Raw genomic sequence first — 23,510 nt, forward strand, 5'->3', positions numbered from 1 at the left:
TTTTGATAAAGACCACGGCATAAAGGGCGTTATATTTTTTTAACGAACTCCGATTTTAATTTCATGGCGCCAACACCCTCAATTTTACAGTCGATATCATGATCACCCTGAACGAGTTTAATGTTCTTAACTTTAGTTCCTACTTTGATGACCAAGGAAGAGCCTTTTACTTTTAGATCTTTGATTACGGTGACCGTATCACCCTCTTGAAGTCGATTTCCATTAGCATCTTTTACAATGCGCTCACTCTCAGCCTCTTTGCCAGATGTTTCTTCTTTCCATTCGTACATACATTCTGGACAAATAAAGAGACTGTTATCTTCATAAGTGTATTGTGAATTACATTTTGGACAGTTGGGTAGCGTATTCAAGATGGGCCTCTATTTAGAGCATTAAAGCGCATTGTAGCATTTATATGTCTTAAAGGGGGTAATTTAAATAAGCGCATTGAGAACAAGGGCTCAGGCATAAATTTTGCATGGTTTTTGTATTTAAAATATAAACGCGGTAATCGCTTGAAATTTATCCAAAATTGTCATTGAATGGTGATTAGGCTTAGAAAGAGTAACGCTCGAGATCTCAAATAGCCAACAAAGCAAAAGGATGTGGTATATGATAAGAAATCGAATGGATGTAACATCCGTGAAGGGCTTGTCTTTTTTAGTGTTGCTTTGCTCAGCTCTCCTGATTAGCGGCTGTAAACTAATCGATCAAGTGGAGGAAAGCACTAATGCCATCGGTGACAACAGCAAAGCGGTGGAGTCAGCCACAAAGGCCATAGAAACCAACAAGTTAGCCGTTGAGGCGAGCACTAGTGCCATAGAAACCAATAAATTGGCAGTTCAAGCGAGTACCAGTGCAATCGATACCAACAAACTAGCCGTGCAAGCCAGTACCACGGCTATCGAAATGAATAAATTGGCGGTAGAAGAGAGTAGTCGCATTATCAGTGAGAACAAAAGAGTGGTTGAAATGAGCATTAAAACGATTTTGGAAAATCGTGATGCGATTCAAAAAGCCAGTGAAGCAATAGAAAATAATGAAAAAATAGTTAGCCGTAGCACGGCAGCGATTCAAGAAAATATTGCTGCAATTCAACTCAGCTCCTCCATGATTAAGCAAAATGCCGCACAAATTCAGGAATTATCGAATTTATTAAACAAATTAAAGTTCAGTCCCTCTATGCTGAATATTATCCTATTGGTCATCGCGGTCTATTTGTTGCTCATTCCCCTTTTAATGATTTCCTTTATGTGGCGCATTCACAGAGATATTATTTTACTTAAAACCGCCTAAACTCGTATGATGTTTAGAAGCCTGTTAAGGCGGGAATTAACGTCCCGCTTTGTTGCTCTTGAATGCTCAGCGCGCTCTCACGGAGTTAATCTTATGTTTATACTTATTAGATAGGCTTAAAAGAGAGGGCTCTGATGGAAAAAAACGACGAGCTTGAAGAACTGAATAAAAAATGGCATCAAATACTTGAAGTGGCGCCAGATGCGATGCTTATCGTTAATGAAAAAGGAGAAATAATTTTCGCCAATTTACAATGCGAAAATATATTTAAGTATTCCAAAGAAGAATTACTAGGGCAACTGATTGAAGTTTTAATTCCTGAGCCCTATAAAAGCAGACATCCTGAGTACCGTACCCATTATTTTAAAAAGCCGCGTACTAGGCCCATGGGGTCGGGGATGGAATTATATGGTCAACGAAAGAATCAAGAAATTTTTCCTGTCGAAATCAGTTTAAGCCCTCTTAAGATAAAGAATGGTTTAATTGCTTTAGCCGCAATCCGTGATATTACCGAGCGCAAAAAAATAGAGAAAACATTAGCTGAATTGAATCAAAAACTTCTGCTTTCAGCAAGGCAAGCTGGAATGGCGGAGGTTGCTAATGCGGTTTTACATAATTTAGGCAATGTTTTAACAAGCATTAGTGTTTCCATGGAATGTTTACGCGATAAAAGCCGTCATTTTCAATTCATTAAAAACATACTACGCATTAATCAATTGATCCGTGATCATGCTTTAGATTTAAGTGAGTTTTTATCAACGGACAAAATGGGAAAAAAGATACCTGAGTACTTAGCGCAATTCTCCCAACTTTTAGAAGATGAGTATAACGAGATCACTAGAGAAATACAGAATATCCATAGTCTATTGAAGCTTGCTATAGAGATTATTTCAAAACAAGAAGCGATCAGCGGGTCCGCCATGCTTGTTGAAAATGTGTCTGTTGAAGCGATTCTTGAGTCGGCAATAAAGATTGCTGATTTAGGAAAAATAGAAAAGCTTATTATTACAAAAAAAATCGATCAGATTCCGTTAGTTGCTACGGATCAAAATAAATTGTTGCAAATTCTAATTAACCTCATTATGAATGGAAAAGAGGCTCTTTTAGAGGTTGATACTCCACATAAAAAGATAATTATTTCTGCAAAAAAACACCGAAATCAACACATTCAAATTAGCGTACGAGATAACGGCTCAGGTATTCTTCCAGAAAATCTTAGACATATTTTTTCGTTTGGATTCAGTACTAAAGAAAAAGGGCATGGGTATGGTTTACATAATTCGGCTTTGCTAGCTAAAGAATTGGGTGGCTCACTTAAAGTCACGAGTGCGGGTGTAGGTATGGGGGCTACTTTTACCCTTACCTTACCTATTAAGCAAATGTAACGCGTACACTCTCTACCTGCCGCAGATTGTCCGCGATAAAGCAGTAAGCGTTTATGCCTTTAATGGCATAAACGCACGAGATGATAAAGAGGTCAGGCTGAATTCTGCCCGCATTGCTAGTTATGAGTAATATTGCAAACACATTTCATCGTCCTAATCTCATGACCGCATTGCAATAAATGATAATTGGGGTCAGTCAAAATAAAGCGTGGACAATTTGCTGTGGGTGGTTTGGGGGAATTTAGACTAAGCTTTACGGTCTTATTGGAAGCATAAGAACAGTTGTTATTATTTGGGTCATGCGAGCGAAGAGTGTAGTTCCCTACCTGCGGGCAGCTTGCAAACAGTAACCCTGTACACAGGAAAGTACCTAAAAATAAACCCGCTTTGAAGTTTCTCATTATTGTCTCCTTTCGAAAAGAACTCCTAAACTTCCTTATGAGTGTAGCAAAAAGAAATAGATTTATTTTTTTCCTATACGCATGGTTTCTTGTTTTACGGTGATTGCTTGGCTGGTCCTATTCGGTGGATTTTTGCGTTTGTTTGCCCAGAGTTGGGTATCAAGATAGCCAAGGGATGGCTTAAAATTCAAGGTACATGCTGATGGCCGCTTTAATTGACATGGTGATCGGCTTTTATTTGCTTTAAAGCTTATTTTGCATAATTAAGATTCATTGTTGTTCTACAGGGCTGTTTTAGTCTCTGCTTGAATGGTCCTGATGAGTCATGTCATAATGGTTTAATCTTATACATGGACTCAACGATTGTTCAATACTAAAATTAATTGGCTTGTTATTGCTCATATAAGTATTATTTGCCTAAGTAATACCCTGGTGCAATTCCCCTTTGTTTTTTTAGGTTTCCGCACAACTTTTGGTGCATTTACTTATCCATTCATTTTTATTTTAACGGATTTAAGCACTCGCTTGCTTGGCCAGAGCGAAGCAAGAAAGGTGATTATGCTGGCCATGTTGCCTGGTCTTGTCTGCTCTTTTCTTATCTCAAATTATTATAGTCAGGGCGATTTATTGGCGCCTAATGCTGTTGCATTGCGAATTGCCTTAGCGAGCCTAGCTGCTTACGTGGTAGGGCAATTACTTGATATTGTCGTTTTCCAAAAATTGCGAAATCATCCAAAATGGTGGGTTGCACCCAGTGTTTCCAATGTGGTTGGTAATTTGTTCGATACCTTTTGTTTCTTTTTTGTTGCGTTTTATCACAGTACTCATCTTTTTTTAAGCGCGCATTGGGTAGAGATTGCGACAGTGGACTTGATATTTAAACTCTCTATTAGTCTGCTGACTTTTGTGCCCCTGTATGGAATTATTCTCCAATTCATTTTGCGAAAGAAAATTATTTTAAAACCCGTTAATTAATTTGTTTATTGGCAAACATCTCAATAACTGCCTTATTCCACTGCTCTGGTTGTTCCAGATTAGATAAATGTCCTGCATTGGTTATCACGACCAGTTTGCTGTTTTTGGCTAAAGCATGCATGTTTGCGCTTTGCTGAGGAGGGACAACCGTATCTCGATCGCTAGTGATTATCAAGAAGGGTATTTTAGTATCGACCAGTGTATTCGCGGTATCTTCCCGATTAGCCATTCCTTTCAGCGCAGAGGCAATAGCAGTAGGGGTTTGTACCATGACGATATTTTGCAGGAATAATCGCGTTTGCTCGGAAGCATCGCTCGATAATGCCTTGACTATAAAGTCATTAATTAATTGCTCAGACCCTTGTGCAAGGACCTTCTTCGCGGCCATTTCTCGCGCTTTTTTTACTTCAGAACTATCAGCGGCGGTTTGTGTGTTAGAGAGAATTAAACCACCCACTTTTTCTGGATACTTTCGTAAAAAAGCCAATGCGACATACCCTCCCATTGATTCGCCACCAATAATTGCCTTCTTAATGTAGAGCTGATCGAGAAGTTGAGCAACCTGGTCTGCGTATTCCTCCATCTTGATGGGCTGCCCAGAGGTGCCTTCAGAATGACCAAATCCCCATAAATCTAAAGTGATTAAGCGAAAATGTTCTTTTAAGGTTTGTTGTTGAGGTGCCCAAAGCGCTTTATCCGCCGGAAATGGGTGAATAAGTACAAGTACCTCACCTTCCCCGGCATCTGAATAAGAAATGTATTTGGTATTGAGAGGGGGGAGGGCAAAAACAGAAACACTATTTAAGAAATAAGCAACAAAACCCAATAGAAAAACCAGTAAATTCTTTCGAAGAAAGCCTGTCAATATTTTCTTATTATTCATTATCAGCCTTGCCTCTAGGTATAACGAAAAGAATGCGTTATTAGAATTAATCTTTGATTTTAAAGCCAAGGTAGTTGAATAGCAAACAGACCTTGGTGATATACCCGTGATCCTTCAAAACGCTATTTTTGGTCTATTGCTTTTTCCTCCTGGGATTAATCCCAGGCAAAAAATCAAGTTGACCAAAAATAGCGTTTTGAAGGATCACGGGTATAGAACCAAAGTTGAAGTAAGTTGACTCATGACTTAACAGTGACTTCAAAATTCAGTTTTGTTTCAAGAGTGAACAAAGGTTGAACTTGAGTCAACCTGCACGCGTTTTTTGCTAATGCTGATTTTTCCTCGAGATGGATGATTTTTGGTGAGTTTGATTTCAATGGTATACAATGCTTGCCTTTTGAAGCGCAATAGTTAAGAAAAATACTGTGCTATTTTAGCGGGCATGATTCCTGCTTCATCATTTTTCAACTAAAAGGAAAGTTACTCGGGTAATCCTCTAAGGCTTGCAATGGGCAATGGCTTTAGGAGGTTATCTAATGTCTTACCGATGAGAATAAACCATAAGGGGAAGGATCATGAAAAAGTTGGGGGTAAGCATCGCAGCCTGGTCAATCTTGATGTTTTCGCCAGTTGCTTTTGCGAATCAGCAAAGCTGGGGTAGTTGGGTTGCCGGCGTCAGGGAGCAGGCTATTGCGGAAGGTATTTCTCCCGCTTTATTTGATAAAGCTTTTGCCGATATTCATGAGCCTAGCCGTACAGTAAAGGGATTAGCCCGCTCACAGCCCGAACATCGTCTCACATTTAGTAAATACCTGCATTCACGCGCAGACAGCTATCGGATTGTGATGGGGCGCAAAAACTACCTGAAAAATAAAGAGTTATTGGAACAAGTGGGTCGAGACTTTGGAGTTGATCCCTGCTTTATTGTCGCTTTTTGGGGTATGGAAAGTAGCTATGGAACCTACATGGGCAATTTCCCTGTCATTCGATCCCTTGCGACTCTTGCTTATGACTCTAAGCGCCAAGACTTTTTTCGGAAAGAGCTGTTTCTTGCGCTCCATATTTTAAACGATGGTCATGTGACGCTGGATCATTTTAAAGGCGAGTGGGCAGGCGCCTCTGGACAGCCGCAATTTTTACCTTCAAGTTGGCTGCAATTTGCCGTTGATTATGATCAAGACGGTAAAAAAGACATTTGGGAAAGTAAAGCGGATGTTTTTGCCTCGATTGCTAATTACATGAAGAAAAACGGCTGGCAAACAGGCGAGCCTTGGGCTATACAAGTAAAATTACCAGCAAAATTTGACATGAATTTGGAAGGCAAATCAACAGTAAAATCAGTAAGTGAATGGAGTGCAATGGGTGTACGTACCGAAGATGGTCAACCATTACCTTATCCAGAATTGAAAGCAAGCATTGTCCAACCTTTTGGTGGCCCTACTTTTCTAGCCTATCCCAACTATAAGATGATTTTGCGCTACAATAATTCTATCTATTATGCAGGTGCGATTGGTTATATGGCGGATAGAATTTGTAATCGTGTGGACTAAATAATAGGCAGTAGGAGGTGTTTAATGGAAAAGTATCTCGATAAAACGGCAAGTTTAACTCCGGCTGCCCGACGTATTATTTGCAATAAAGCCACTGAGTATCCTCATACCGGTGAATACAATACCGTTGTCAAAAGTGGTTCTTACCTTTGTCGGCGCTGTGGTTTGGCTCTGTTTCGGGCGGCCAGTCAATTTCATTCTGGTTGTGGTTGGCCTAGTTTTGACGACGATATTGTGCAAGCAGTTAATCAAGTTCCCGATCGGGATGGCCAACGTACTGAGATTCTTTGTGGCCGATGCGACGCCCATTTAGGACATGTTTTTGTCGGCGAATTTCTTACCCACAAAAATCTTCGCCATTGCGTGAACTCTGCTTCCATTGATTTTGTTCCTGATAGTGATGTATTGGATACAGAAGAAGCCATTGTGGCGGGTGGTTGTTTTTGGGGAGTTGAACATTTTCTGACTCTTTTACCCGGAGTGCTTAAAGTGGAAGTGGGTTACACAGGCGGTTTTACACTTAATCCTACTTACGAGCAAATCTGTCGAGGTGATACCGGCCACTATGAAGCGGCACGCGTTGTTTATGATGTAGCAAAAACCGATTACCATACCGTCTTAAAACGCTTTTTTGAGATTCATGATCCCACCCAGTCCACTGGACAAGGGCCTGACATTGGTCAGCAATATAAAAGCGCCATATTTTACTATGATGATGAACAACTCACGGAGGCCGAAGCACTCATTCAAACCCTTCGTAATCGTGGTTATGATGTAGCGACGCAGTTACTTCAAGTTCAACCGTTCTGGCCTGCTGAAGGATATCATCAAAATTACTATAGTAAACACAATAAATTACCTTATTGCCACAAGCCTGTGCCGCGTTTTGGGTAATACAGGCTATTTTTCTAAGCGCCAAAAAAATTATACTTCTGGGGGTGGACCCCGTCTTCCGAGCAAGCCCATAATCAGTAAAACGATGAAAATAACAAGGAATAAGAAGAATAAAATTTTTGCAATGCCTGCGGCAGCTGCTGCAATTCCAGTAAAGCCAAAGGCGGCAGCAATAAGTGCAATAATGAGAAAAAGTAGTGCCCATCCGAGCATGATGCTCTCCTTAGCAATCGCCGTTTCTATTAGTTAAGCTAAAAGAAATGAGTTTTTCAAGTATATTAGAGGATTTACTGCAATAGAGCGCGCAATGGCAAGAATTGTCTTAAAGCTTTTTGGCTTACCTCAATGGCATGCGCTTTCTCAGGCAAGCTCACGAACCCAGTCCATCGACGTTGCACCAAGGAGAATTCCCTGTTATTCCTTCTTTTGATCCAATTCTTGATAGAGGGTATCCACTTGCTCGGCTTTACGTGTGTTCTCTTTTAATTGATATTCGTGTAGCTGAGCTTCCCAAAAATTGATTGTTTGTTGTTTAAGTTGGTTAAGTAGGCGAGCTAATTTACCAAGGTGTTCGGCCAACATAGGCAGTTTAGTGGGGCCAAAAACAAGAATCGCGACAAGGAAAGTAAGGAAAAGCTCACCACTGCTCATGATTTCTTATCATCCTCTTTATCTTCCTGTAATGCACGTCGGAAATTTTTTAATGCATTACCTAAATCCGTACCAATAGTCTTTAACTTATCGGTTCCAAACAAGGCAATGATAATTAATAAAATGAGTAGCAACGATAAGGGTTTAATACCACCAAATCCCATGTTAACTCCTATTAGCTCGATTAATAAGACTGATAAATCCGCCTGCAATAGCTGCAATGAAAGCGATAAAGGCTAATTTGTCATAATTTAATGCATTCAAGTAACTGAGAACACTCACAGTGAGCATTGTAGCAAACATGCCAATCCCGAAGCCTTTGTACCAATTTTTTTTAATATCCATAAATCGCTTTGAGACATGCCGCTGTTCAAGAGCACGAATTTTTTGTTCCTTACTGAGTTCCAATACCTCATGCAACAAACGAGGCATATGAGGTAGCTGATCAATAAGGAAAGGAAGATTCTCGCGCAATTGTTTGAGAAACGCTTTGGGGCCCATTTGTTCTTTAAGCCATTTTTCCAGAAAAGGCTTTGCTGTTGCCCAAAGATCGAGTTCTGGATACAGTTGGCGCCCTAAGCCCTCGATGGCGAGTAACGTTTTTTGTAATAAAACGAGTTGCGGTTGTACTTCCATTTGAAAGCGGCGTGCGACTTGAAAGAGACGCAAAACGACCTGAGCAAATGAAATGTCTTTCAGTGGTTTTTCAAAAATAGGTTCACACACCGTGCGAATAGCGCTTTCGAATTCTTCCACGCGGGTATCCCGTGCAACCCAGCCAGATTCCACGTGCAGTTGCGCTACTCGTCGATAATCCCGATTAAAAAAAGCATGGAGATTTTCTGCGAGATAGCGTTTATCGCTATCATTGAGCGTTCCTATGATGCCAAAATCGATACAAATGTATTGAGGGTCGTCAGGGTGTTCTGGTGAAACGAAGATATTTCCAGGATGCATGTCAGCATGGAAAAAGCAGTCCCGAAAAACCTGAGTAAAAAAGATCTCAACGCCGCGTTCAGCCAATTTTTTAATGTTAATACGATGGGCTTGCAACGCAGTAAGATCAGAGACAGGAATTCCATAAATTCTTTCCATGACCATTACATTTTCACGAGTATAATCCCAAAAAATTTCAGGTATATAAAGAAGAGGTGAATTGTTGAAATTGCGTCGCAATTGTCCTGCATTAGCTGCTTCGCGTTGTAGATCAAGCTCATCAAGAAGATTGTGCTCAAATTCTTGCACAATTTCTTTGGGTTTTAACCGCTTGCTTTCAGGCCAATAACGATCAGCTAGGTTCGCAATGGTGTACATGATACTTAAATCTTTTTCGATAATTTTACGGATATTGGGGCGTAATATTTTGACTACCACCTCTTCACCGGTACGCAACGTGGCAGCATGAACCTGAGCCACGGAGGCAGAAGCAAGCGGTTGCGGATCAAACTGGGCAAAAACCTGAAAAGCAGAGCGCCCAAAAGCGGCCTCAATAATGCTTAAGGCGATTTCACTGGAGAAGGGTGGCACCTTATCCTGTAACTTGCATAACTCTGCAGCAATGTCGAGAGGTAAAATATCCGGCCTGGTGGACAGGGCTTGGCCAAATTTAATGAAAATCGGACCTAACTCTTCCAGCGTTTTGCGCAGGGCCTCGCCACGAGTTAATTTTTCCTTGCGCAGCCAATTCCATGGATTTAAATACACAATGAAACGAAAAGGAGAAAAAAGACGGATGCTGACAATGACTTGATCTAATCCGTTTCGAGCCAAGATGGTGTTGATATGGAGAAGTCTCAGTAACTGCTTAATCGATTTCATGATCAGTCTTCAGTTGGTTAACATGCGCTTGGAGGCGCTCAACGTCCAACACCAGTTGGTCAATATCATTGAAGAAATCGTCCACTTCTTCACGAGGAGGAAAAATGCGCAACTCTTCTTGTAAATAATCAGTGAGGTTGTGGCGTATAGAGTGGCTTAATTGCTTTTTGAATGCTAAACCTTGGCGAAAAAGAGAACCAAGCTGGTGAGCGACGACATCACCCGTAAAATGCGCTAAATGCCCTTCCCAGTCAATATCTAATTCATCGAAGAGTGTTTTAACCTGCTGCCCTAACTCCACATCGCCTGATAAGCGAATTTTATCGTTAAAGAGGGAGCGGGCTTTGGAGGCAGGTAAGAAACTTAGGCGAATTAAGCCAAGAGGACTGCTATGGATGATAGTATCGGGATGACCGTCATAGTCGTCAAGCAATTGCAAGGTTTCTTCTGCGAAGCGAATATAAAAATTGACTCCAAGGGGCGCTACAATGATTTCAAGTACTTTCCCATGCAGGGCGGCAATTTTAGCAGGCATCGACTCATCAAGGGCTAAGGCATGATTAATCGCTTTCTGCAGAGCTTTTAGGGAATATTTTTTAATCATAAGAGTCTCAATATTTGTGCGCGATGTGCAAAGCCACAATTCCACCGGTTAAATTATGATAATGGCAATCTTCAAATCCCGCTCGTTCGATCATGGCTTTTAATTCTTCTTGAGAAGGGTGCATACGAATCGACTCCGCGAGATATTGATAACTGGTTGCGTCTTTTGCAACGACTTGGCCAATTTTAGGCAATAGATGAAACGAATACCAATCATAAATTGATTTTAAACCAGGTAAAGTCGGTGTGGAGAATTCCAAGACCATCAATTTGCCCCCCGGTTTGCACACACGAAACATTGAGCGCAATGCTTCGTCTTTATCCGTGACATTACGCAGGCCAAAACCGATGGTAATGCAATGGAAATGATTGTCTGCAAAGGGTAAGGCCTGGGCATTAGCTTGTACAAAATCAATATTTTGGTAAAGACCTTCATCCAATAGCCTATCTCGACCTACAGCCAACATTGCCTCATTGATATCTGCCAGAATAACCATTCCGGAAGGCCCCACTTTTTTAGAAAGTAAGCGGGTTAAATCCCCACTGCCACCGGCTAAATCAAGCACAAGATTACCTGGCCGGACCTGGCTAAGTTCGATGGTAAAACGCTTCCATAAACGGTGTATGCCTATGGACATCAGATCATTCATCAGATCATAATTTTGAGCGACCGAGTGAAAGACGGCGCCCACTTTTTTTTCCTTTTCATCCCAGGCTACTGATTGAAAGCCAAAATGCGTTTTCTTTTTTTGATCGGTCATCGCGTCTCAAGGCAGCAAAATTGCCTATTTTAACTGATTTTTGTGCTGATACCTAATTGCCTAAAAGCTAGGTTGGGCCTTTGGCTCAACAAAAAGAGGGGTGCGGTGTTTTAAGCATGGTTTACACTCAACCTACACATCATTCTACTGAATGTTTTCCTCAGATGATTTTTCGTTAACCCTTAATTCAAGCCATAAGGCATTTAGCACTGCAAAAGCACAGGCTAACCCTGTACCTAAGATCCACGAAAAATACCACATCGATTTCTCTCCTAATAAAGTGTTTTATCATGATGATGAACGAGTTCCATAGTTACTTTACCCCGCAAAACATGGTATACCCATGAGGTATAAAGAATAATAAGCGGTAAGAAGATAACCGTCGCACCGAGCATGATGATCAAGGTTAATTGACTTGAAGAACTGTCCCAAATGGTTAAGCTCTGATGGGGATAGGTTGAAGAAGGTAAAATAAAAGGAAACATACTAATTCCTACTGTTGCAATAATGCCAAAAAGGCTGAGTGCACTACAGGTGAAGGCAAGTACAGGACGGTTGACGAGCAATAAGGCTAAAAAAGGAAAAACGATTCCAAAAGCCGGTGCAAATAGAGTAGCTGGCATCTTTTGGTAGTTGGCGAACCATGCTCCTGATTCAAGTGCCACTTGTTTATAAAATGGATTGGATGGTCCATCATGCGCAGGAATACTCAATAAACTATAACCATCAATTCCCATATAAACCCAAAGGCCGCCTATAACAAAAAGAGCAATGGTCAGTAAGCTGGTGCTGCGGGCAGCTTTTATCGCCTTTTGCTGAAGAGTACCTTCTGTTTTAATATTGATGAAATAAGCCCCATGCATGACTAACATGGACACTGAAAGGCAGCCGCATAGAAGGGCAAATGGATTAAGCAGAGCGAGAAATGAGCCGCTGTAAAATGCTCTTAAGCTAGCGTCGAAACTGAAAGGCACACCCTGCAAGACATTGCCAATGGCAACACCAAAGATCAAAGAAGGAACAAAGCCGCCAATAAATAGAGCATGATCCCACACCATTCGCCACTGGGGGTTATTCAATTTTGAACGGTATTTAAAGCCGACGGGGCGCAAAATGAGTGCTAATAACACCAGTAACATCGCCAAATAAAAGCCAGAAAAAGACAGTGCATACAACATCGGCCAGGCTGCAAAAATGGCTCCGCCACCTAAAATAAACCAAACTTGGTTTCCTTCCCAGGTGGGACCAATACTGTTAATGAGTATTCGTTTTTCCATATCCGTTTTAGCAATAAAAGGCAGCCAAATGGCGATCCCTAAGTCGAAACCATCCATAATGGCAAACCCAATTAATAACAAGCCCAGTAAGACCCACCATATTACTCGTAGCGTTTCATAATCCAAAGGCATTGAATTCTCCTAATGGTTAGCCCCTTCAGGACCTAATCGAATGTATTTCACCATCAAATAAACCTCAATAATGGCGAGTGTGCTGTAGAATGCGATGAAAAAAAACAATGAAGTTATCAGCTGCGTTGAACTCACTGATGAGGTGGCAATGGCTGTAGGAAGAACGCCTTGTACTACCCAGGGCTGACGTCCATATTCTGCAACCACCCAGCCCAGCTCTGCGGCAATCCATGGTAAGGGAAGTGCCAAGAGCGAAATGAATAGGTACCAGCGCGTGGAGTGTAGTTTTCTTTTGACCGACAGATAAAACCCGGTTGCAAATAAAAAGATAAAGAAGAACCCGCAAGCGACCATGATGCGGAATGAAAAAAAGAGGGGTGTAACACGTGGTTTTAGATCATTAGCAGCCTGATTGATTTGTTCTTCACTGGCATCCACAACGGCTTCGGTGTATTTTTTTAATAGTAGGCCGTAGCCAAGGGATTTTCCGTAAGTGACAAAATCAGCTTTTGCTTGTTCATTATTAGGATTGGTTTGGAGTTGGGTCAACGCGCCATAAGCACGTATTCCATCACGAATTTGTTGTTTTCCCTGTTCAATCAGTTCGACTATTCCATCTAAAGGCTCGCTAAGAGAGCGAGTAGCGATTAATCCCAACGCGTAGGGCACACTAAGTGAATAGTTCGTGCGCCTATTTTTCTCATCAGGTATTCCAAATAGCGTCAACCCTGCGGGCGCTTGCTCGGTGTGCCACATGGCTTCCATGGCCGCCATTTTCATTTTTTGATTAGCATTCGCCAAATAGCCACTTTCGTCACCTAAAACCACTACCGATAGCGCAGAAGCGAGACCGAATGAAACAGCAACTGTCATTGAGCGTTTCGCAAATTGAATATTGCGCCCCCGCAATAAAAAATAGGCGCTGACCGCCAAGACAAACACCGCTCCTGTCACATAGCCTGCACTGATCGTATGCACAAATTTGGCTTGGGCAACAGGATTAAAAAAGATTTCAACAAAATCGGCGACTTCCATGCGCATGGTTTGAAAATTGAATTTTGCGCCGACTGGATTTTGCATCCAGCCGTTTGCAATTAAAATCCATAAAGCAGATAAATTGGTACCCAACGCTAACAGCCAGGTGCAGATCATGTGTTGAAATTTGGATAATTTTTCCCAGCCGAAAAAAAATAGACCCACAAACGTGGCTTCCAAGAAAAATGCCATCAATCCTTCAATGGCTAAAGGCGCGCCAAACACATCGCCAACATAATGAGAATAGTAAGCCCAGTTGGTGCCAAATTGAAACTCCATGGTTAACCCTGTGGCAACTCCCATAACGAAGTTGATGCCAAAAAGTAATCCCCAATATTTGACAAGTTGGCGCCATATTTCTCGCCCGGTCATGACATACACGGTTTCCATAATGGCGAGAAGAAGAGAAAGGCCCAATGTTAGCGGGACGAAAAGAAAATGATAAAGCGCAGTTAAAGCAAACTGAAGACGAGAAAGATCGACTATTTCACTACCAGGAATCATAGCATCACCTTGTACTCAGAGTTGATTGAGAATTCATGCTGCTTGCAGTTAGCCAATTTTGCGGAATCATTGATGTTTTTGATCCCCCTTTAAAGCAGACCCACCATAGGACGAATAAGAATACTAATTTGACGAGTAAAGTGATTTGGATATCACGACGTATCGATTTCATAATTGTTACTTAACGACCGGTTGATTGAAGATTATCTGATTTTTATTTAAAATAACTTGATTCAGATCAAGTTTTAGGTGTGAGATAAAAGGATTATTTCTTAGCCCTTTCATTTTTTTCAGGTAAAGCCTCTTGTCGACTGAAATCCCATCGCCTCTTTTAGATAAACGTCATGCATGTTCTGCGTGTACTTTAGCTTCTTTTTGCCCACACCAACCCAAAGAAAGATTATTTCAAGCTAACGAAGTCGTGATCAGAGCCAATTCCTCCATGAGTAATATTCTTATCATTAAACAAGGGGCAGCAAAATCGTCTCAATTCTTGCCCACCGGCAAAGAGCAAATCATCAACTTTTACTTGCCTGGTGAACCCATCGGTTTTAATGCTCTTTCTGAGAGAGTACATCCTCATACTGTAAGTGCCTTGGTTGATACTATCGCTTGCGAAATTCCCTTTCAGTCTCTGCTGAGTCAGAGTACCCATAAGCCGAAGTTGCAACTTTTGCTTTTTAACGCGATCAATAACTTTCCTCGGTTAGAATTTAACTATCATTATTCCGCTGCCATTTCTCCGGCGCAACGACTTGCTACTTTTTTCATTAACTTGGCCAACCGATTAAAGCAGGCAAACCTTCAGTATCCTTTTGACTTGCCTATGAAACAGCAAGACATCGCGAATTTTTTAGGGACCACGCCTGAGACAATTAGTCGATTAATAGCCATCTTTCAGAAGAAAAAATTAATTGGCCTCGTGAAAAAAAAGATAAACTTTATCGATACAGACGGATTACAGCTGATTTGAATAGTACTGAGGATTGATTAGAAGGAAGGCTGGGTCTTGACAGGCCCAGCCTAGTCAAATTAAGAAGCAGTATCGTCGTCATCAGAGTCAGAAGAACTCGGATTTGAACTATTTGAATCACTGCCAGAGTTAGTACTGGAACCGCTATTATCTGTTGAACTACCGGAATTGCTTTGATCACCAGACTGAGGTGTAGTAGTGGTAGTGGATTGTTGAGTATTATCAGAAGCCAGTTGATTTACATTAGCATGAGCTAATACAGATACTGAAGCACCAAATAATAAAGCCAGTAAAGCAACTACTTTTTTCATCGGATCTCTCCTCGAGTTAGTCATAACGCAAACATCCTCTCGTAATCCAAATTGAGACTTTTTTAAAAAAAATTTCTCTGCCTTAGTCTCTTGGGTTAAGAGAAAGTCACAATTTGGATTACGAGAGTTATCTAAATATATAGCTAAAAATTTTTAAAATTAACAATTTAAAGAAAAATTTCCTAAAATTGATTAAATTTTACTATCTCTTGACAATTTAAGGGCATTTTCGGCCTAATCCAGTAACCGATTAAGTGCGAGGAGGTATTTTTTTTCATCAGGAACGCGATTCTCCCTTTGGGCTTCCCATAAGCATTCAGCTAACGAATCCATCATAAGGTGTTCAACGACGAGGGAGTCGGAGTATTTCTTCAGTAGATGAGTATAAACTTGTGAAATCCCTTGCGGTCTATCAGTAGCCACTTGCTCACGAATGGCAAGATGCAAACCCATGTGTAAAAAAGGATTGGTTTGCCCAAGTTCTGGAAAATAGGTTTGGTCATATTGTTCTCCTGGGCTTTCAAGCATGGCTTGATATTCAGGATGATCAATAATTACTGCGACGAGCTGCTGTTCCAATGGCTGCAGAGATTGCTTTTGACGGTATTTTTTCCAGCTGGAAAAAAACATCTGCCGTGTATCTTGAACATTATTACCGTAAAACATGGATGATCCGGGTAAATTGAGTATTGAAATGATAAGTTTAACTCAGTGCTTATGGATAGGAAAATTTAAATGAATAATAAGGCTTACCCCCTGTTTCGGCACAATTGTTGACAACCCTGCTCAAGTTATGAGATATTCCTATTGCGAGGTTGGACTTGCTATGTGTCATTCCACTGGGTCAATTGGCGACACACTGATTGACCCTTTCTATCATTCTGATATTTTCTGTACACTAATCAAAAAAACTTGCTATTTTTCTTGAAATAAGGCTATTCCTTAGTCTGCCGCTTAGCCGCGGGGTGTGCACCCTCATCGACTATAGAAGCTAAAATAGGCTACTTGCTAACTTCAGGCTCAAAACAAGCATTAATATCCCGCTCGAAAACTCAATGCGCCGCCAAACGGTCGCGCGTGATAAAACATCCGAGAAATAATGCGTGGTAAAAGTCAAAGACGTAAACCATAAAAAACTTGCGGAGATGACGCCAAATAAAAAGGCTTGTGGGTGATCAGGGAATTGGGTGCTACCGCTGCCAATGATCACCAAACTGTCGATGATGGCATGAGGATTGAGGAGGCTAAATCCTAGCGCAAGCATAACAATTTGTAAGCGATTAATACGTTGTTGCTCACGAGCGGATTGTGCAGACTCCTTGTCGAAAGCCCGTTTTAACGCTTTTACACCGTAGTAAAGAAGAAATGCTACGCCAAACCAAGTAATCCAAGTGTGTAAAACTGGATGTAACCGCAGTATTTGGTGCAGTCCTGCAACACTTGCACAGACCAAAATAATATCGCAACAAAAACAAATTAATGCAGAAAGCACCGCATGCTCCCGTAATGCACCTTGACGAATCAAGAAAACATTTTGTGGGCCTAAAGCCATAATAAGCGATAAACCTAACATCAATCCGTTGAGATAAACTAGCATGATGCCCCCCCTTTAAACCATTAGGCTAGTAATTATCCATCATTTCGTCTTATAATTTAAATTAATAATTGTAATTATCGATAAATTAAATTTATGAGGATTGAGCAACGCGGTTTACAAGCACTGGATATGGTGATCCAAACGCAAAGCTTTGCCGAGGCGGCTAAACGATTATTTATTACTCAGCCGGCAGTGAGTTTGCGCATCAAACAATTAGAAGCCCAGTTTGGACAACCTTTGCTTATCCGAACTCTCCCTTACAAGGCCACTGCTTTGGGGGAGAAGCTTTTGAGTCTCCTTCGACGCACTCAGTTGCTTGAAGAACATTTATTGCAAGAAATTCAACTGGATACGCCAGCGAGGCTTTCGATCGCATTAAATCGTGATAGCCTAGAAACCTGGTTTATTCGATTATTGAACGAATTAAGCCTGCTGGAAAAAATCAATATTGACATCATCACGGATGATCAAGAAGTCACCATCGATTATTTTCGCCAAGGTGCCGTGTCCTCTTGCATTACAAGCTTCAATAAAGCCTTACCTGGTTGTGAATGTGTCCTGTTAGGCCATATGGATTATTTGCTTGTCGCATCACAAGGGTTTATTAATCGTCATTTTAAGTCTAAAAAAACATTGGAAGAAAATTTGATAGCTGCACCTGTGATCATTTTTGATGATCGCGATCGATTGCCTGAACAATATTTCCAGCATTTTTTTGGAAAATCCCCTTCTTTGAATCGCTATCATAAGGTTCCTTCCGTTCAGGGTTATAAGCAATTTGCTCTACATGGCTACGGCTATGGATTGATTCCGCGTCTGGATATACTAGAAGAATTGGCAAAAGGGGAATTGGTCAATATGTGTCCTGATAAACCCTGGTTAATGCCACTTTATTGGCATTATTGGCAATTACCTGCCCGCCAATATCAACGGTTTATTGAAAAAATAACGAAAGAAGCGAAACGTTTTCTTGTGTAAGTGGCAATAATAAAATGCATTGAGGAAGTGAAAAAATGAAGGGAATTAAAATGGCTGAAGTTTCTTGGCCGGTCATCGAGCAAGCGTTTAAAGAGAGTTTACCCGTCATTATTCCGTTAGCGGCTGGTTGTAAGGAGCATGGCTTGCATTTACCGATGAATACGGATTTGATTATTGCCGAATATTTAGAAAATTGGATACTACAACATTATGTTGTGTTGGTCGCCCCGCCCGTGTTGTATCACTTTTTCCCAGCTTTTATTGAATACCCCGGTTCTGCTACGCTTTCTTATGAGAGCGCTCTGTATTTTTTTATGGATTTATGTACTTCCTGGCATGAACAGGGCGCTAAACAATTCTATGTTTTGAACACAGGGGTAAGTACAACTCAGGTTTTAGCCGAGGCACAAAATAAACTGCAAACCGAAGGTATTCGCTTAAACTATTGTGATTTTTCTGTCCTCTATGATCATCCTGAGATAAAAAAAATCGCTGAGCAAAAAGTGGGGACGCATGCGGATGAAATAGAAACATCGATTATGCTTTACATAAAACCAGAGGTGGTTGATTTAACTAAAGCAAAATCAGAAGAACATCCTGCAATGCCAGGTCCACTGACGCGAGAAGTGGGTGCGCAGGACAAGACGGTTTCAGTGACTGGAGCGTGGGGGAATCCAAGGTTTGCAACGCGTGAAAAAGGGAAAATTGCGGTGGGTATTTTGCAAAGAATATTGCATAAGGGATTGAGCGAAATGTTAACTTTGCCGGATTGAGGCGATAAAACCGTTGACCATTAATCCGCTAAGCACTAGGATCGATCAATCTTATAAAAGTGACAATTTATGGAACAATTAAATCGAGACTGGTTTGCAGCAATCAATGCTGGCGCTGATTTACACGGCTATGCATTAGGATTAGCTATTTTTACCGCTAAGTACCTTACGTATCTTGTTGTTTTAGGATTAGCTGTGCTTTGGTTGCGTGGAGAGGCAAAGCATCGTAACACCTTGTTATTAGCACTCAGTGGTTGCTTCATTGCGCTAGTGATTAATTGGATTATTGGGCTTATTTGGTACCATCCTCGTCCTTTCGTGCTGGGCATTGGCCATACGTATCTTAATCATGCACCCGACAGTTCGTTTCCTAGCGATCATACGACAGCGCTTTGTGTCATTAGCTTTATTTTTTTATGGCGAGAAACCGCCCGAAGCGTAATTGGCCTTGTATTATTAGCGGTGGCGCTTTGCACCGCATGGGCGCGTATTTATGTGGGTGTGCATTATCCATTTGATATCTTAGGTAGTATGATCGTGGCCTTGTTTTCAACTATACTCATGACTTATTTAGCTCCTTTACTTGAAAAACATGTGGTGCCAATTCCAGAACAAATTCATCGTTGTCTATTCCAATCGCATGCAAAAAAGGGATAATCAAATTTAAAGGAAGCATCACTGAAAGGAGGCAATATAACTATGCATAGTGTTCTCATTGTCGGCGCCGGACCTACTGGTTTAATGATGGCGTGTGAATTGGCTCGGTATGGCATTTCTTTTCGAATCATCGATAAAAAAGCGGAACCGACAGCCACAACCAATGCGGCAGGTATTCATGCCCGTACTTTAGAAATATTTGAACACATTGGGATTGTTGAGCAATTTCTTGCAGCAGGTAACATTGCAGATTGCTTAGAATTAAATTCACAACATAAGACCTTAGTGCGAGTACCGCTTAATACATTCGATTCGCATTTTAAATTTGTTTTGTTGTTGCCCCAGTCGATAACCGAAAAAATACTCAATGAGCGTCTGCAAGAGTTAAATCACCAAGTAGAACGAACCGTGGAATTAATTGATCTTACACAAGAAGACAATAAGGTTATTTCTACCGTTAAACATGGAGATGGCCAGCTTGAAACGATCGAAACAGAGTGGGTCATTGGTTGTGATGGTTACCACAGTACTGTAAGAGAGAAGTCGCAAATTGAAATGCATGGTTCTGATATTGATCAAGCTTTTTTTGTCGCCGATGCTCACGTAAAAATTAAATCTCCTTCCAATTTTATCGAGGCCTTTTTCAGCCCAGGATCGGTTGTGGCTCTCTTTCCACTACCCGACGAGACTGGCAGAAACGATAAATTCCGCGTGGTCGCTAACATGAAATCACTCGAACCCAAAAAATCATTTACCGACAACGAAATAAGAAATATCGTTCATAGTCATACAGAAGGACAATGCGAAGTCTCTGAGATTATATGGTCCTCTCCTTTTTGGATTCACAGCAAGCTGGCAACGTCTTTACATAAAGGGCGCATTTTCATTGCTGGGGATGCGGCGCATGTGCATTCGCCAGCAGGTGCGCAAGGAATGAACACAGGGATTCAGGATGCGTATAATTTGGCATGGAAATTAGCGCTTGTTATTAATAAAAAAGCGTCTATGCACTTTCTTGAGAGTTATCAGGATGAGCGTTATCCTATTATTAAAACCATTGTTAACATGACTTTTAAAATGTCTCACTTAGCGTTAACAACCAATCCTATTTTAATCGCACTACGCAATTTTTTCATAAAAAACATAGTAGGACGTTCTGAGTCGATTAAAAAGGCGATGATAAAGTATGTTGCACAACTCGGATGGAATTATCGAAAAAGTCCCATTGTAGATAAAGAAACACTCACTCGCCAATTCATGTTACAACCAGGCGATCTTATCGTTGATGTCAACTTAGAAAATAAAAATCACCTGTTTGATTTTCTTAATAATAACCAACATAACCTATTGCTATTTTCCGGTCCTGCGCCAAGTTCAGAAGGCCTAAAAAATATAGCCTCCACTTACCAATGGGTAACGCAAAATACCGATCATCTCATCAAGGTGTATGTGGTGACCGACGAAAAAATTGAGTTACCTAACATCATTAATGACACAGGGCTAGCGATTCACCGACGGTATAACGTCACTGAACCTTCCCTGTGTTTAATCAGACCCGACCATTATATAGCGCTTTTTAAAGAAGAAATGAATTATGTTGCCCTGAAGAGTTATTTTGAAAGCGTAGGATTGCATTTCGGATGAATAATCATGCCTCGCGGCGCCAGCAAGCCGCGGAACGCAAAGAACATGCACCCTCAACTGCGAATAAAAATAGAAGGGTGCTGATTTTTATCGAGCCAGAGAAGAATTGCCAATAAATGTTGTTTATCCATGGCAATACAGCCTGCTGTAGGGGTATTTGCAGATTTCCATAAATGCATAAAAATCGCGCTTCCTGCGCCGGGGACAATAGGGTCCTTATTGTAATTGACGACGATACCCATTTTGTAGAATTTTACGTGCATGAACTCGTAACTTTTAGCCTCGGTTTTACCATTGACCCAGTGATTGTAATCTTTAGAATTTACATCATCGACGTATTTATCATCGGGTGTAATGTATTTGTAATCCATTTTGAGTGCTAAGGGTTGAAAGCCGAATGCCTCACCTAAACTATACAATCCTGCCGGTGTTTTTAAGTCCCCTTCTCTTTTCTTACCAATGGGTGCAACACCTGATTTTCCAATCACTGCTTTTACAGTAGGGAGGATTGGTTTCCAACGGTTTCCTTGTCGCTGACAAGCTATGATTTTAGCTTTGTATCCTGACACAGGCGTTACCACGAGGACTTGGGCGGTTTTTTTAGGGAGAGTCGTTAAATGAGTTAATACCGATTGGCAACGGTTCTTCGCGTGACCAGAAGCAAAACCTGACACAGAAAGGAGAGCAAGAAAAATAACGGGTAATCCATTTTTTATATTTTGCAATTGATATCACTCATTCGGCTGGTAAATGGAATATGTACTATACTAATAAAGCTTTAATTGCAAGCCAACTACGGAGAACACGTTATGGAAAACTCAATTTTTAGTGAAATCATTAATTTCATGCAAAATCACTCAGATGGACAAAAAGTAGTGGAGCAAAGCAGCCTTCCTCCCTCTGATGTTCATCAAGTTGCTAAAGAAGTTGTCCCTAAAATTACAGAGCAGGTAAAAAAAGATCCGCAAACGTTGGGAGAACTATTCAGAATTATTGCGCAAAATAAAAATGACCCACAATCCATGCTCAATTCAAATCCAGGCTTCGATAAACAGCAGGCTCAAAAAGAGGGTAATCAAATTCTGCAAGCCCTATTTGGGGGAAGCGGTCAAACTGCGCAAATAGCAGATGAAGTCTCACAAAAAACAGGGGTTAGCAGTAACGATATCACTTCGATGATGCCGATGATTGCTGCCATGGCAACACGATTACTTGGCGGAAAAGTAGACACGATGGGAAATGGTGCTGATCCTCAGAGCCAACAAAGTTCCCTTAATGAGCTTCTCGGCTTTCTTGACATGAATAAAGATGGTTCAATCAGTGACGATTTAAGTCGTATTGGTCAAAAAATTCTAGGTAATCTCTTTAATACTCCCGATCAATCTAACCAAAATAGACAAGCCTAGCCCACTTTGGCAGGCAATTGCCTGCCAAAATCGTCCGATATTTCCCGGTAAAGCATTGCCGAGACTTTGGCGTTGTAAGAAGACTTTGGGTCGCAAAATGAGATGCAGCTACGCTAATGATCCTAAAAACAGTTGCTATAAACGCTAAAGATAGTTATAAATATCGGTGCATTAAAATGCAAACGATGAATAGGCATGCTTTTTGCTTTTAAAACCGGCTCTATCAGAATTGTTACGACGCTGAGAGAGCGGCTAAAGGATTAGCTTTTTAGGGTTTTCATTGTTAATAACACAGACTGATTAGGTAAAAGAAGTCAGTTGTCTACCATGAAGAGAGGGAATTTGATATGAGTAGTATTATTGATGTAGCTATTAAGCGTCTGTCGGATAGCAGTTGCAGTGAATATGAATTGCGTCTGTTCTTAGAAAAAGAATTTTCCACTTTGCCAAATCTAGGATCTCAAATTAATGCTGCGTTCAAACGGCTAAAAGAACTGCAATTGATTAGTGATCTCCGATTAGCGACTCATTTAGCGCAACATTATGCGCATAAAGGGAATCGTTTTATTTCACAAATGCTAGAGCAAAAAGGCATATCTGAAGAGATAATTACAAAGGTTTTATCGTCTCTTGAGAATGAAAATGTTCGCGCTTTGGATGAAGCACGTAAAAAACTCGGCGATCAGTGGGATCGATCTGAAAACGCCCTGAATCTTCTCCATCGGTTTTTAACAGGCCGTAGTTTTTCTGGCCCTGCTATTCAGACAGTGATTGGGCAACTTGAGCAAAGTGCTGCTTAAATAAAAAACGCAAACATATCTTCCCAAAGCGAAGGTTCTCGTAGCGATCTTTCATTTTCGTACCGAAATGACAGTTGTGTTGTCGTCCCGAACGTAGTGGGGATCTCCTTGATGGAGTTATTGCCAAGAGTCGGGAGGTCCTTCGCTTTTGCTCAGGATGACGATGATATTGTCGTCCCGAACGTAGTGAGGGATCTCCTTGTTGG

At 41.1% G+C, this 23,510-nt stretch carries 29 protein-coding genes; 12 read left to right on the plus strand and 17 right to left on the minus strand.

Annotation, left to right across the window (positions count from 1 at the left end):
• Positions 1–29 precede the first annotated feature (29 nt).
• Positions 30–371: a zinc ribbon domain-containing protein YjdM gene (locus B5D33_RS13910; protein ID WP_058453392.1), complete on the minus strand. Its 342-nt coding sequence runs from the start codon at positions 369–371 to the stop codon at positions 30–32.
• A gap of 241 nt (positions 372–612) precedes the next feature.
• Here B5D33_RS13910 and B5D33_RS13915 point away from each other — a divergent pair, with 241 nt between their 5' ends.
• A complete protein-coding gene (locus B5D33_RS13915) occupies positions 613–1,296 on the plus strand; it encodes a hypothetical protein (RefSeq protein WP_058453391.1) in 684 nt (227 codons plus the stop codon).
• A 134-nt stretch (positions 1,297–1,430) separates the two neighbouring features.
• A complete protein-coding gene (locus B5D33_RS13920; RefSeq protein WP_058453390.1) occupies positions 1,431–2,681 on the plus strand; it encodes a two-component system sensor histidine kinase NtrB in 1,251 nt (416 codons plus the stop codon).
• Positions 2,682–2,797: 116 nt separating this feature from the next.
• Here B5D33_RS13920 and B5D33_RS16415 read toward each other — a convergent pair whose 3' ends face one another.
• A complete protein-coding gene (locus B5D33_RS16415; RefSeq protein ID WP_133140934.1) occupies positions 2,798–3,082 on the minus strand; it encodes a hypothetical protein in 285 nt (94 codons plus the stop codon).
• Between the two features lie 363 nt (positions 3,083–3,445).
• Between B5D33_RS16415 and B5D33_RS13925 the strand changes: the two genes are divergently transcribed.
• The gene (locus tag B5D33_RS13925) at positions 3,446–4,057 is read left to right on the plus strand and encodes a 7-cyano-7-deazaguanine/7-aminomethyl-7-deazaguanine transporter (RefSeq protein ID WP_058453389.1); all 612 of its coding nucleotides are present in this window, start codon (positions 3,446–3,448) and stop codon (positions 4,055–4,057) included.
• Here B5D33_RS13925 and B5D33_RS13930 read toward each other — a convergent pair.
• Entirely contained in the window at positions 4,050–4,940 is an 891-nt protein-coding gene (locus B5D33_RS13930) for an alpha/beta fold hydrolase (protein ID WP_058453388.1), read from the minus strand. The genes B5D33_RS13925 and B5D33_RS13930 overlap by 8 nt on opposite strands.
• Before the next feature lie 575 nt (positions 4,941–5,515).
• Between B5D33_RS13930 and B5D33_RS13935 the strand changes: the two genes are divergently transcribed.
• Together B5D33_RS13935 and B5D33_RS13940 are read left to right on the plus strand one after the other, a co-directional pair.
• Positions 5,516–6,490 (plus strand): lytic murein transglycosylase, encoded by a 975-nt coding sequence (locus tag B5D33_RS13935; protein WP_058453387.1) that lies wholly within the window; start codon positions 5,516–5,518, stop codon positions 6,488–6,490.
• Positions 6,491–6,514: 24 nt separating this feature from the next.
• On the plus strand, positions 6,515–7,384 hold the full coding sequence (locus B5D33_RS13940; RefSeq protein ID WP_058453386.1) for a bifunctional methionine sulfoxide reductase B/A protein: 870 nt from the start codon (positions 6,515–6,517) through the stop codon (positions 7,382–7,384).
• Between the two features lie 30 nt (positions 7,385–7,414).
• Here the strand turns inward: B5D33_RS13940 and B5D33_RS13945 are convergent, their stop codons facing one another.
• The 10 genes from B5D33_RS13945 to cydP form a co-directional block, all read right to left on the minus strand.
• Positions 7,415–7,597: a DUF1328 domain-containing protein gene (locus B5D33_RS13945; RefSeq protein WP_058453385.1), complete on the minus strand. Its 183-nt coding sequence runs from the start codon at positions 7,595–7,597 to the stop codon at positions 7,415–7,417.
• A 201-nt stretch (positions 7,598–7,798) separates the two neighbouring features.
• A complete protein-coding gene (locus tag B5D33_RS13950; protein WP_058453384.1) occupies positions 7,799–8,035 on the minus strand; it encodes a Sec-independent protein translocase subunit TatA/TatB in 237 nt (78 codons plus the stop codon).
• Positions 8,032–8,199, minus strand: coding sequence for a twin-arginine translocase TatA/TatE family subunit (gene tatA, locus B5D33_RS13955; protein WP_058453383.1), 168 nt, complete (start codon positions 8,197–8,199; stop codon positions 8,032–8,034). Before tatA ends, B5D33_RS13950 begins: the two co-directional genes overlap by 4 nt.
• A gap of 1 nt (position 8,200) precedes the next feature.
• On the minus strand, positions 8,201–9,853 hold the full coding sequence (ubiB, locus tag B5D33_RS13960; protein ID WP_058453382.1) for a ubiquinone biosynthesis regulatory protein kinase UbiB: 1,653 nt from the start codon (positions 9,851–9,853) through the stop codon (positions 8,201–8,203).
• Positions 9,840–10,457 carry a ubiquinone biosynthesis accessory factor UbiJ gene (locus tag B5D33_RS13965; RefSeq protein ID WP_058453381.1) on the minus strand — a complete coding sequence of 206 codons (618 nt, stop codon included), beginning with the start codon at positions 10,455–10,457 and terminating at the stop codon, positions 9,840–9,842. Before B5D33_RS13965 ends, ubiB begins: the two co-directional genes overlap by 14 nt.
• Positions 10,458–10,464: 7 nt before the next feature.
• The gene (gene ubiE / locus B5D33_RS13970; protein ID WP_058453380.1) at positions 10,465–11,217 is read right to left on the minus strand and encodes a bifunctional demethylmenaquinone methyltransferase/2-methoxy-6-polyprenyl-1,4-benzoquinol methylase UbiE; all 753 of its coding nucleotides are present in this window, start codon (positions 11,215–11,217) and stop codon (positions 10,465–10,467) included.
• 144 nt (positions 11,218–11,361) lie between these two features.
• The gene (gene cydX, locus B5D33_RS13975; RefSeq protein ID WP_065240039.1) at positions 11,362–11,478 is read right to left on the minus strand and encodes a cytochrome bd-I oxidase subunit CydX; all 117 of its coding nucleotides are present in this window, start codon (positions 11,476–11,478) and stop codon (positions 11,362–11,364) included.
• Positions 11,479–11,489: 11 nt separating this feature from the next.
• Positions 11,490–12,626, minus strand: coding sequence for a cytochrome d ubiquinol oxidase subunit II (cydB, locus tag B5D33_RS13980; protein WP_058453379.1), 1,137 nt, complete (start codon positions 12,624–12,626; stop codon positions 11,490–11,492).
• Between the two features lie 9 nt (positions 12,627–12,635).
• Positions 12,636–14,165 (minus strand): cytochrome ubiquinol oxidase subunit I, encoded by a 1,530-nt coding sequence (locus B5D33_RS13985; RefSeq protein WP_058453378.1) that lies wholly within the window; start codon positions 14,163–14,165, stop codon positions 12,636–12,638.
• Between the two features lie 4 nt (positions 14,166–14,169).
• On the minus strand, positions 14,170–14,337 hold the full coding sequence (cydP, locus tag B5D33_RS17095; protein ID WP_411550309.1) for a cytochrome oxidase putative small subunit CydP: 168 nt from the start codon (positions 14,335–14,337) through the stop codon (positions 14,170–14,172).
• Between the two features lie 132 nt (positions 14,338–14,469).
• Between cydP and B5D33_RS13990 the strand changes: the two genes are divergently transcribed.
• On the plus strand, positions 14,470–15,138 hold the full coding sequence (locus B5D33_RS13990) for a Crp/Fnr family transcriptional regulator (protein ID WP_058453377.1): 669 nt from the start codon (positions 14,470–14,472) through the stop codon (positions 15,136–15,138).
• A gap of 59 nt (positions 15,139–15,197) precedes the next feature.
• Here the strand turns inward: B5D33_RS13990 and B5D33_RS13995 are convergent, their stop codons facing one another.
• From B5D33_RS13995 to B5D33_RS14005, 3 genes are all read right to left on the minus strand, one after another.
• Positions 15,198–15,473: a hypothetical protein gene (locus B5D33_RS13995; protein ID WP_133140933.1), complete on the minus strand. Its 276-nt coding sequence runs from the start codon at positions 15,471–15,473 to the stop codon at positions 15,198–15,200.
• A gap of 210 nt (positions 15,474–15,683) precedes the next feature.
• Positions 15,684–16,115 (minus strand): DUF1841 family protein, encoded by a 432-nt coding sequence (locus tag B5D33_RS14000; protein WP_058453375.1) that lies wholly within the window; start codon positions 16,113–16,115, stop codon positions 15,684–15,686.
• Positions 16,116–16,440: 325 nt separating this feature from the next.
• Positions 16,441–17,046 carry a LysE/ArgO family amino acid transporter gene (locus B5D33_RS14005; RefSeq protein WP_058453374.1) on the minus strand — a complete coding sequence of 202 codons (606 nt, stop codon included), beginning with the start codon at positions 17,044–17,046 and terminating at the stop codon, positions 16,441–16,443.
• A 93-nt stretch (positions 17,047–17,139) separates the two neighbouring features.
• On the opposite strand from B5D33_RS14005, the gene B5D33_RS14010 reads away from it, so the two are divergent.
• The 4 genes from B5D33_RS14010 to B5D33_RS14025 all read left to right on the plus strand — a co-directional run bounded on the left by B5D33_RS14010 (position 17,140) and on the right by B5D33_RS14025 (position 21,098).
• Positions 17,140–18,024, plus strand: a complete 885-nt coding sequence (locus tag B5D33_RS14010) for a LysR family transcriptional regulator ArgP (protein ID WP_058453373.1) — start codon at positions 17,140–17,142, stop codon at positions 18,022–18,024.
• A gap of 35 nt (positions 18,025–18,059) precedes the next feature.
• Complete coding sequence (locus B5D33_RS14015; RefSeq protein ID WP_058453372.1) at positions 18,060–18,797, plus strand: creatininase family protein; 738 nt, start codon at positions 18,060–18,062, stop codon at positions 18,795–18,797.
• 69 nt (positions 18,798–18,866) lie between these two features.
• Complete coding sequence (locus B5D33_RS14020) at positions 18,867–19,454, plus strand: undecaprenyl-diphosphatase (protein ID WP_058453371.1); 588 nt, start codon at positions 18,867–18,869, stop codon at positions 19,452–19,454.
• Positions 19,455–19,496: 42 nt separating this feature from the next.
• Positions 19,497–21,098, plus strand: a complete 1,602-nt coding sequence (locus B5D33_RS14025; RefSeq protein ID WP_058453370.1) for an FAD-dependent monooxygenase — start codon at positions 19,497–19,499, stop codon at positions 21,096–21,098.
• 53 nt (positions 21,099–21,151) lie between these two features.
• On the opposite strand, the gene B5D33_RS14030 is transcribed toward B5D33_RS14025, so the two are convergent.
• Positions 21,152–21,823, minus strand: coding sequence for a L,D-transpeptidase family protein (locus tag B5D33_RS14030; protein WP_058453369.1), 672 nt, complete (start codon positions 21,821–21,823; stop codon positions 21,152–21,154).
• Positions 21,824–21,907: 84 nt separating this feature from the next.
• Between B5D33_RS14030 and B5D33_RS14035 the strand changes: the two genes are divergently transcribed.
• Entirely contained in the window at positions 21,908–22,504 is a 597-nt protein-coding gene (locus B5D33_RS14035; RefSeq protein ID WP_058453368.1) for a DUF937 domain-containing protein, read from the plus strand.
• A gap of 347 nt (positions 22,505–22,851) precedes the next feature.
• Complete coding sequence (locus tag B5D33_RS14040) at positions 22,852–23,304, plus strand: regulatory protein RecX (protein ID WP_058453367.1); 453 nt, start codon at positions 22,852–22,854, stop codon at positions 23,302–23,304.
• Positions 23,305–23,510 lie beyond the last annotated feature (206 nt).

This window comes from Legionella maceachernii (genome assembly GCF_900167045.1).
GTDB lineage: Bacteria > Pseudomonadota > Gammaproteobacteria > Legionellales > Legionellaceae > Tatlockia > Tatlockia maceachernii.

Excerpts from the sequence above, each read along its gene's own strand:
- B5D33_RS13915 (WP_058453391.1), top strand. The coding sequence starts at position 613 with ATGATAAGAAATCGAATGGATGTAACATCCGTGAAGGGCTTGTCTTTT.
- B5D33_RS13920 (WP_058453390.1), top strand. The coding sequence starts at position 1,431 with ATGGAAAAAAACGACGAGCTTGAAGAACTGAATAAAAAATGGCATCAA.
- B5D33_RS16415 (WP_133140934.1), bottom strand. The coding sequence starts at position 3,082 with ATGAGAAACTTCAAAGCGGGTTTATTTTTAGGTACTTTCCTGTGTACA.
- B5D33_RS13930 (WP_058453388.1), bottom strand. The coding sequence starts at position 4,940 with ATGAATAATAAGAAAATATTGACAGGCTTTCTTCGAAAGAATTTACTG.
- B5D33_RS13935 (WP_058453387.1), top strand. The coding sequence starts at position 5,516 with ATGAAAAAGTTGGGGGTAAGCATCGCAGCCTGGTCAATCTTGATGTTT.
- B5D33_RS13940 (WP_058453386.1), top strand. The coding sequence starts at position 6,515 with ATGGAAAAGTATCTCGATAAAACGGCAAGTTTAACTCCGGCTGCCCGA.
- B5D33_RS13945 (WP_058453385.1), bottom strand. The coding sequence starts at position 7,597 with ATGCTCGGATGGGCACTACTTTTTCTCATTATTGCACTTATTGCTGCC.
- B5D33_RS13950 (WP_058453384.1), bottom strand. The coding sequence starts at position 8,035 with ATGAGCAGTGGTGAGCTTTTCCTTACTTTCCTTGTCGCGATTCTTGTT.
- tatA (WP_058453383.1), bottom strand. The coding sequence starts at position 8,199 with ATGGGATTTGGTGGTATTAAACCCTTATCGTTGCTACTCATTTTATTA.
- ubiB (WP_058453382.1), bottom strand. The coding sequence starts at position 9,853 with ATGAAATCGATTAAGCAGTTACTGAGACTTCTCCATATCAACACCATC.
- B5D33_RS13965 (WP_058453381.1), bottom strand. The coding sequence starts at position 10,457 with ATGATTAAAAAATATTCCCTAAAAGCTCTGCAGAAAGCGATTAATCAT.
- ubiE (WP_058453380.1), bottom strand. The coding sequence starts at position 11,217 with ATGACCGATCAAAAAAAGAAAACGCATTTTGGCTTTCAATCAGTAGCC.
- cydX (WP_065240039.1), bottom strand. The coding sequence starts at position 11,478 with ATGTGGTATTTTTCGTGGATCTTAGGTACAGGGTTAGCCTGTGCTTTT.
- cydB (WP_058453379.1), bottom strand. The coding sequence starts at position 12,626 with ATGCCTTTGGATTATGAAACGCTACGAGTAATATGGTGGGTCTTACTG.
- B5D33_RS13985 (WP_058453378.1), bottom strand. The coding sequence starts at position 14,165 with ATGATTCCTGGTAGTGAAATAGTCGATCTTTCTCGTCTTCAGTTTGCT.
- cydP (WP_411550309.1), bottom strand. The coding sequence starts at position 14,337 with ATGAAATCGATACGTCGTGATATCCAAATCACTTTACTCGTCAAATTA.
- B5D33_RS13995 (WP_133140933.1), bottom strand. The coding sequence starts at position 15,473 with ATGACTAACTCGAGGAGAGATCCGATGAAAAAAGTAGTTGCTTTACTG.
- B5D33_RS14000 (WP_058453375.1), bottom strand. The coding sequence starts at position 16,115 with ATGTTTTACGGTAATAATGTTCAAGATACACGGCAGATGTTTTTTTCC.
- B5D33_RS14005 (WP_058453374.1), bottom strand. The coding sequence starts at position 17,046 with ATGCTAGTTTATCTCAACGGATTGATGTTAGGTTTATCGCTTATTATG.
- B5D33_RS14010 (WP_058453373.1), top strand. The coding sequence starts at position 17,140 with ATGAGGATTGAGCAACGCGGTTTACAAGCACTGGATATGGTGATCCAA.
- B5D33_RS14015 (WP_058453372.1), top strand. The coding sequence starts at position 18,060 with ATGAAGGGAATTAAAATGGCTGAAGTTTCTTGGCCGGTCATCGAGCAA.
- B5D33_RS14020 (WP_058453371.1), top strand. The coding sequence starts at position 18,867 with ATGGAACAATTAAATCGAGACTGGTTTGCAGCAATCAATGCTGGCGCT.
- B5D33_RS14025 (WP_058453370.1), top strand. The coding sequence starts at position 19,497 with ATGCATAGTGTTCTCATTGTCGGCGCCGGACCTACTGGTTTAATGATG.
- B5D33_RS14035 (WP_058453368.1), top strand. The coding sequence starts at position 21,908 with ATGGAAAACTCAATTTTTAGTGAAATCATTAATTTCATGCAAAATCAC.
- B5D33_RS14040 (WP_058453367.1), top strand. The coding sequence starts at position 22,852 with ATGAGTAGTATTATTGATGTAGCTATTAAGCGTCTGTCGGATAGCAGT.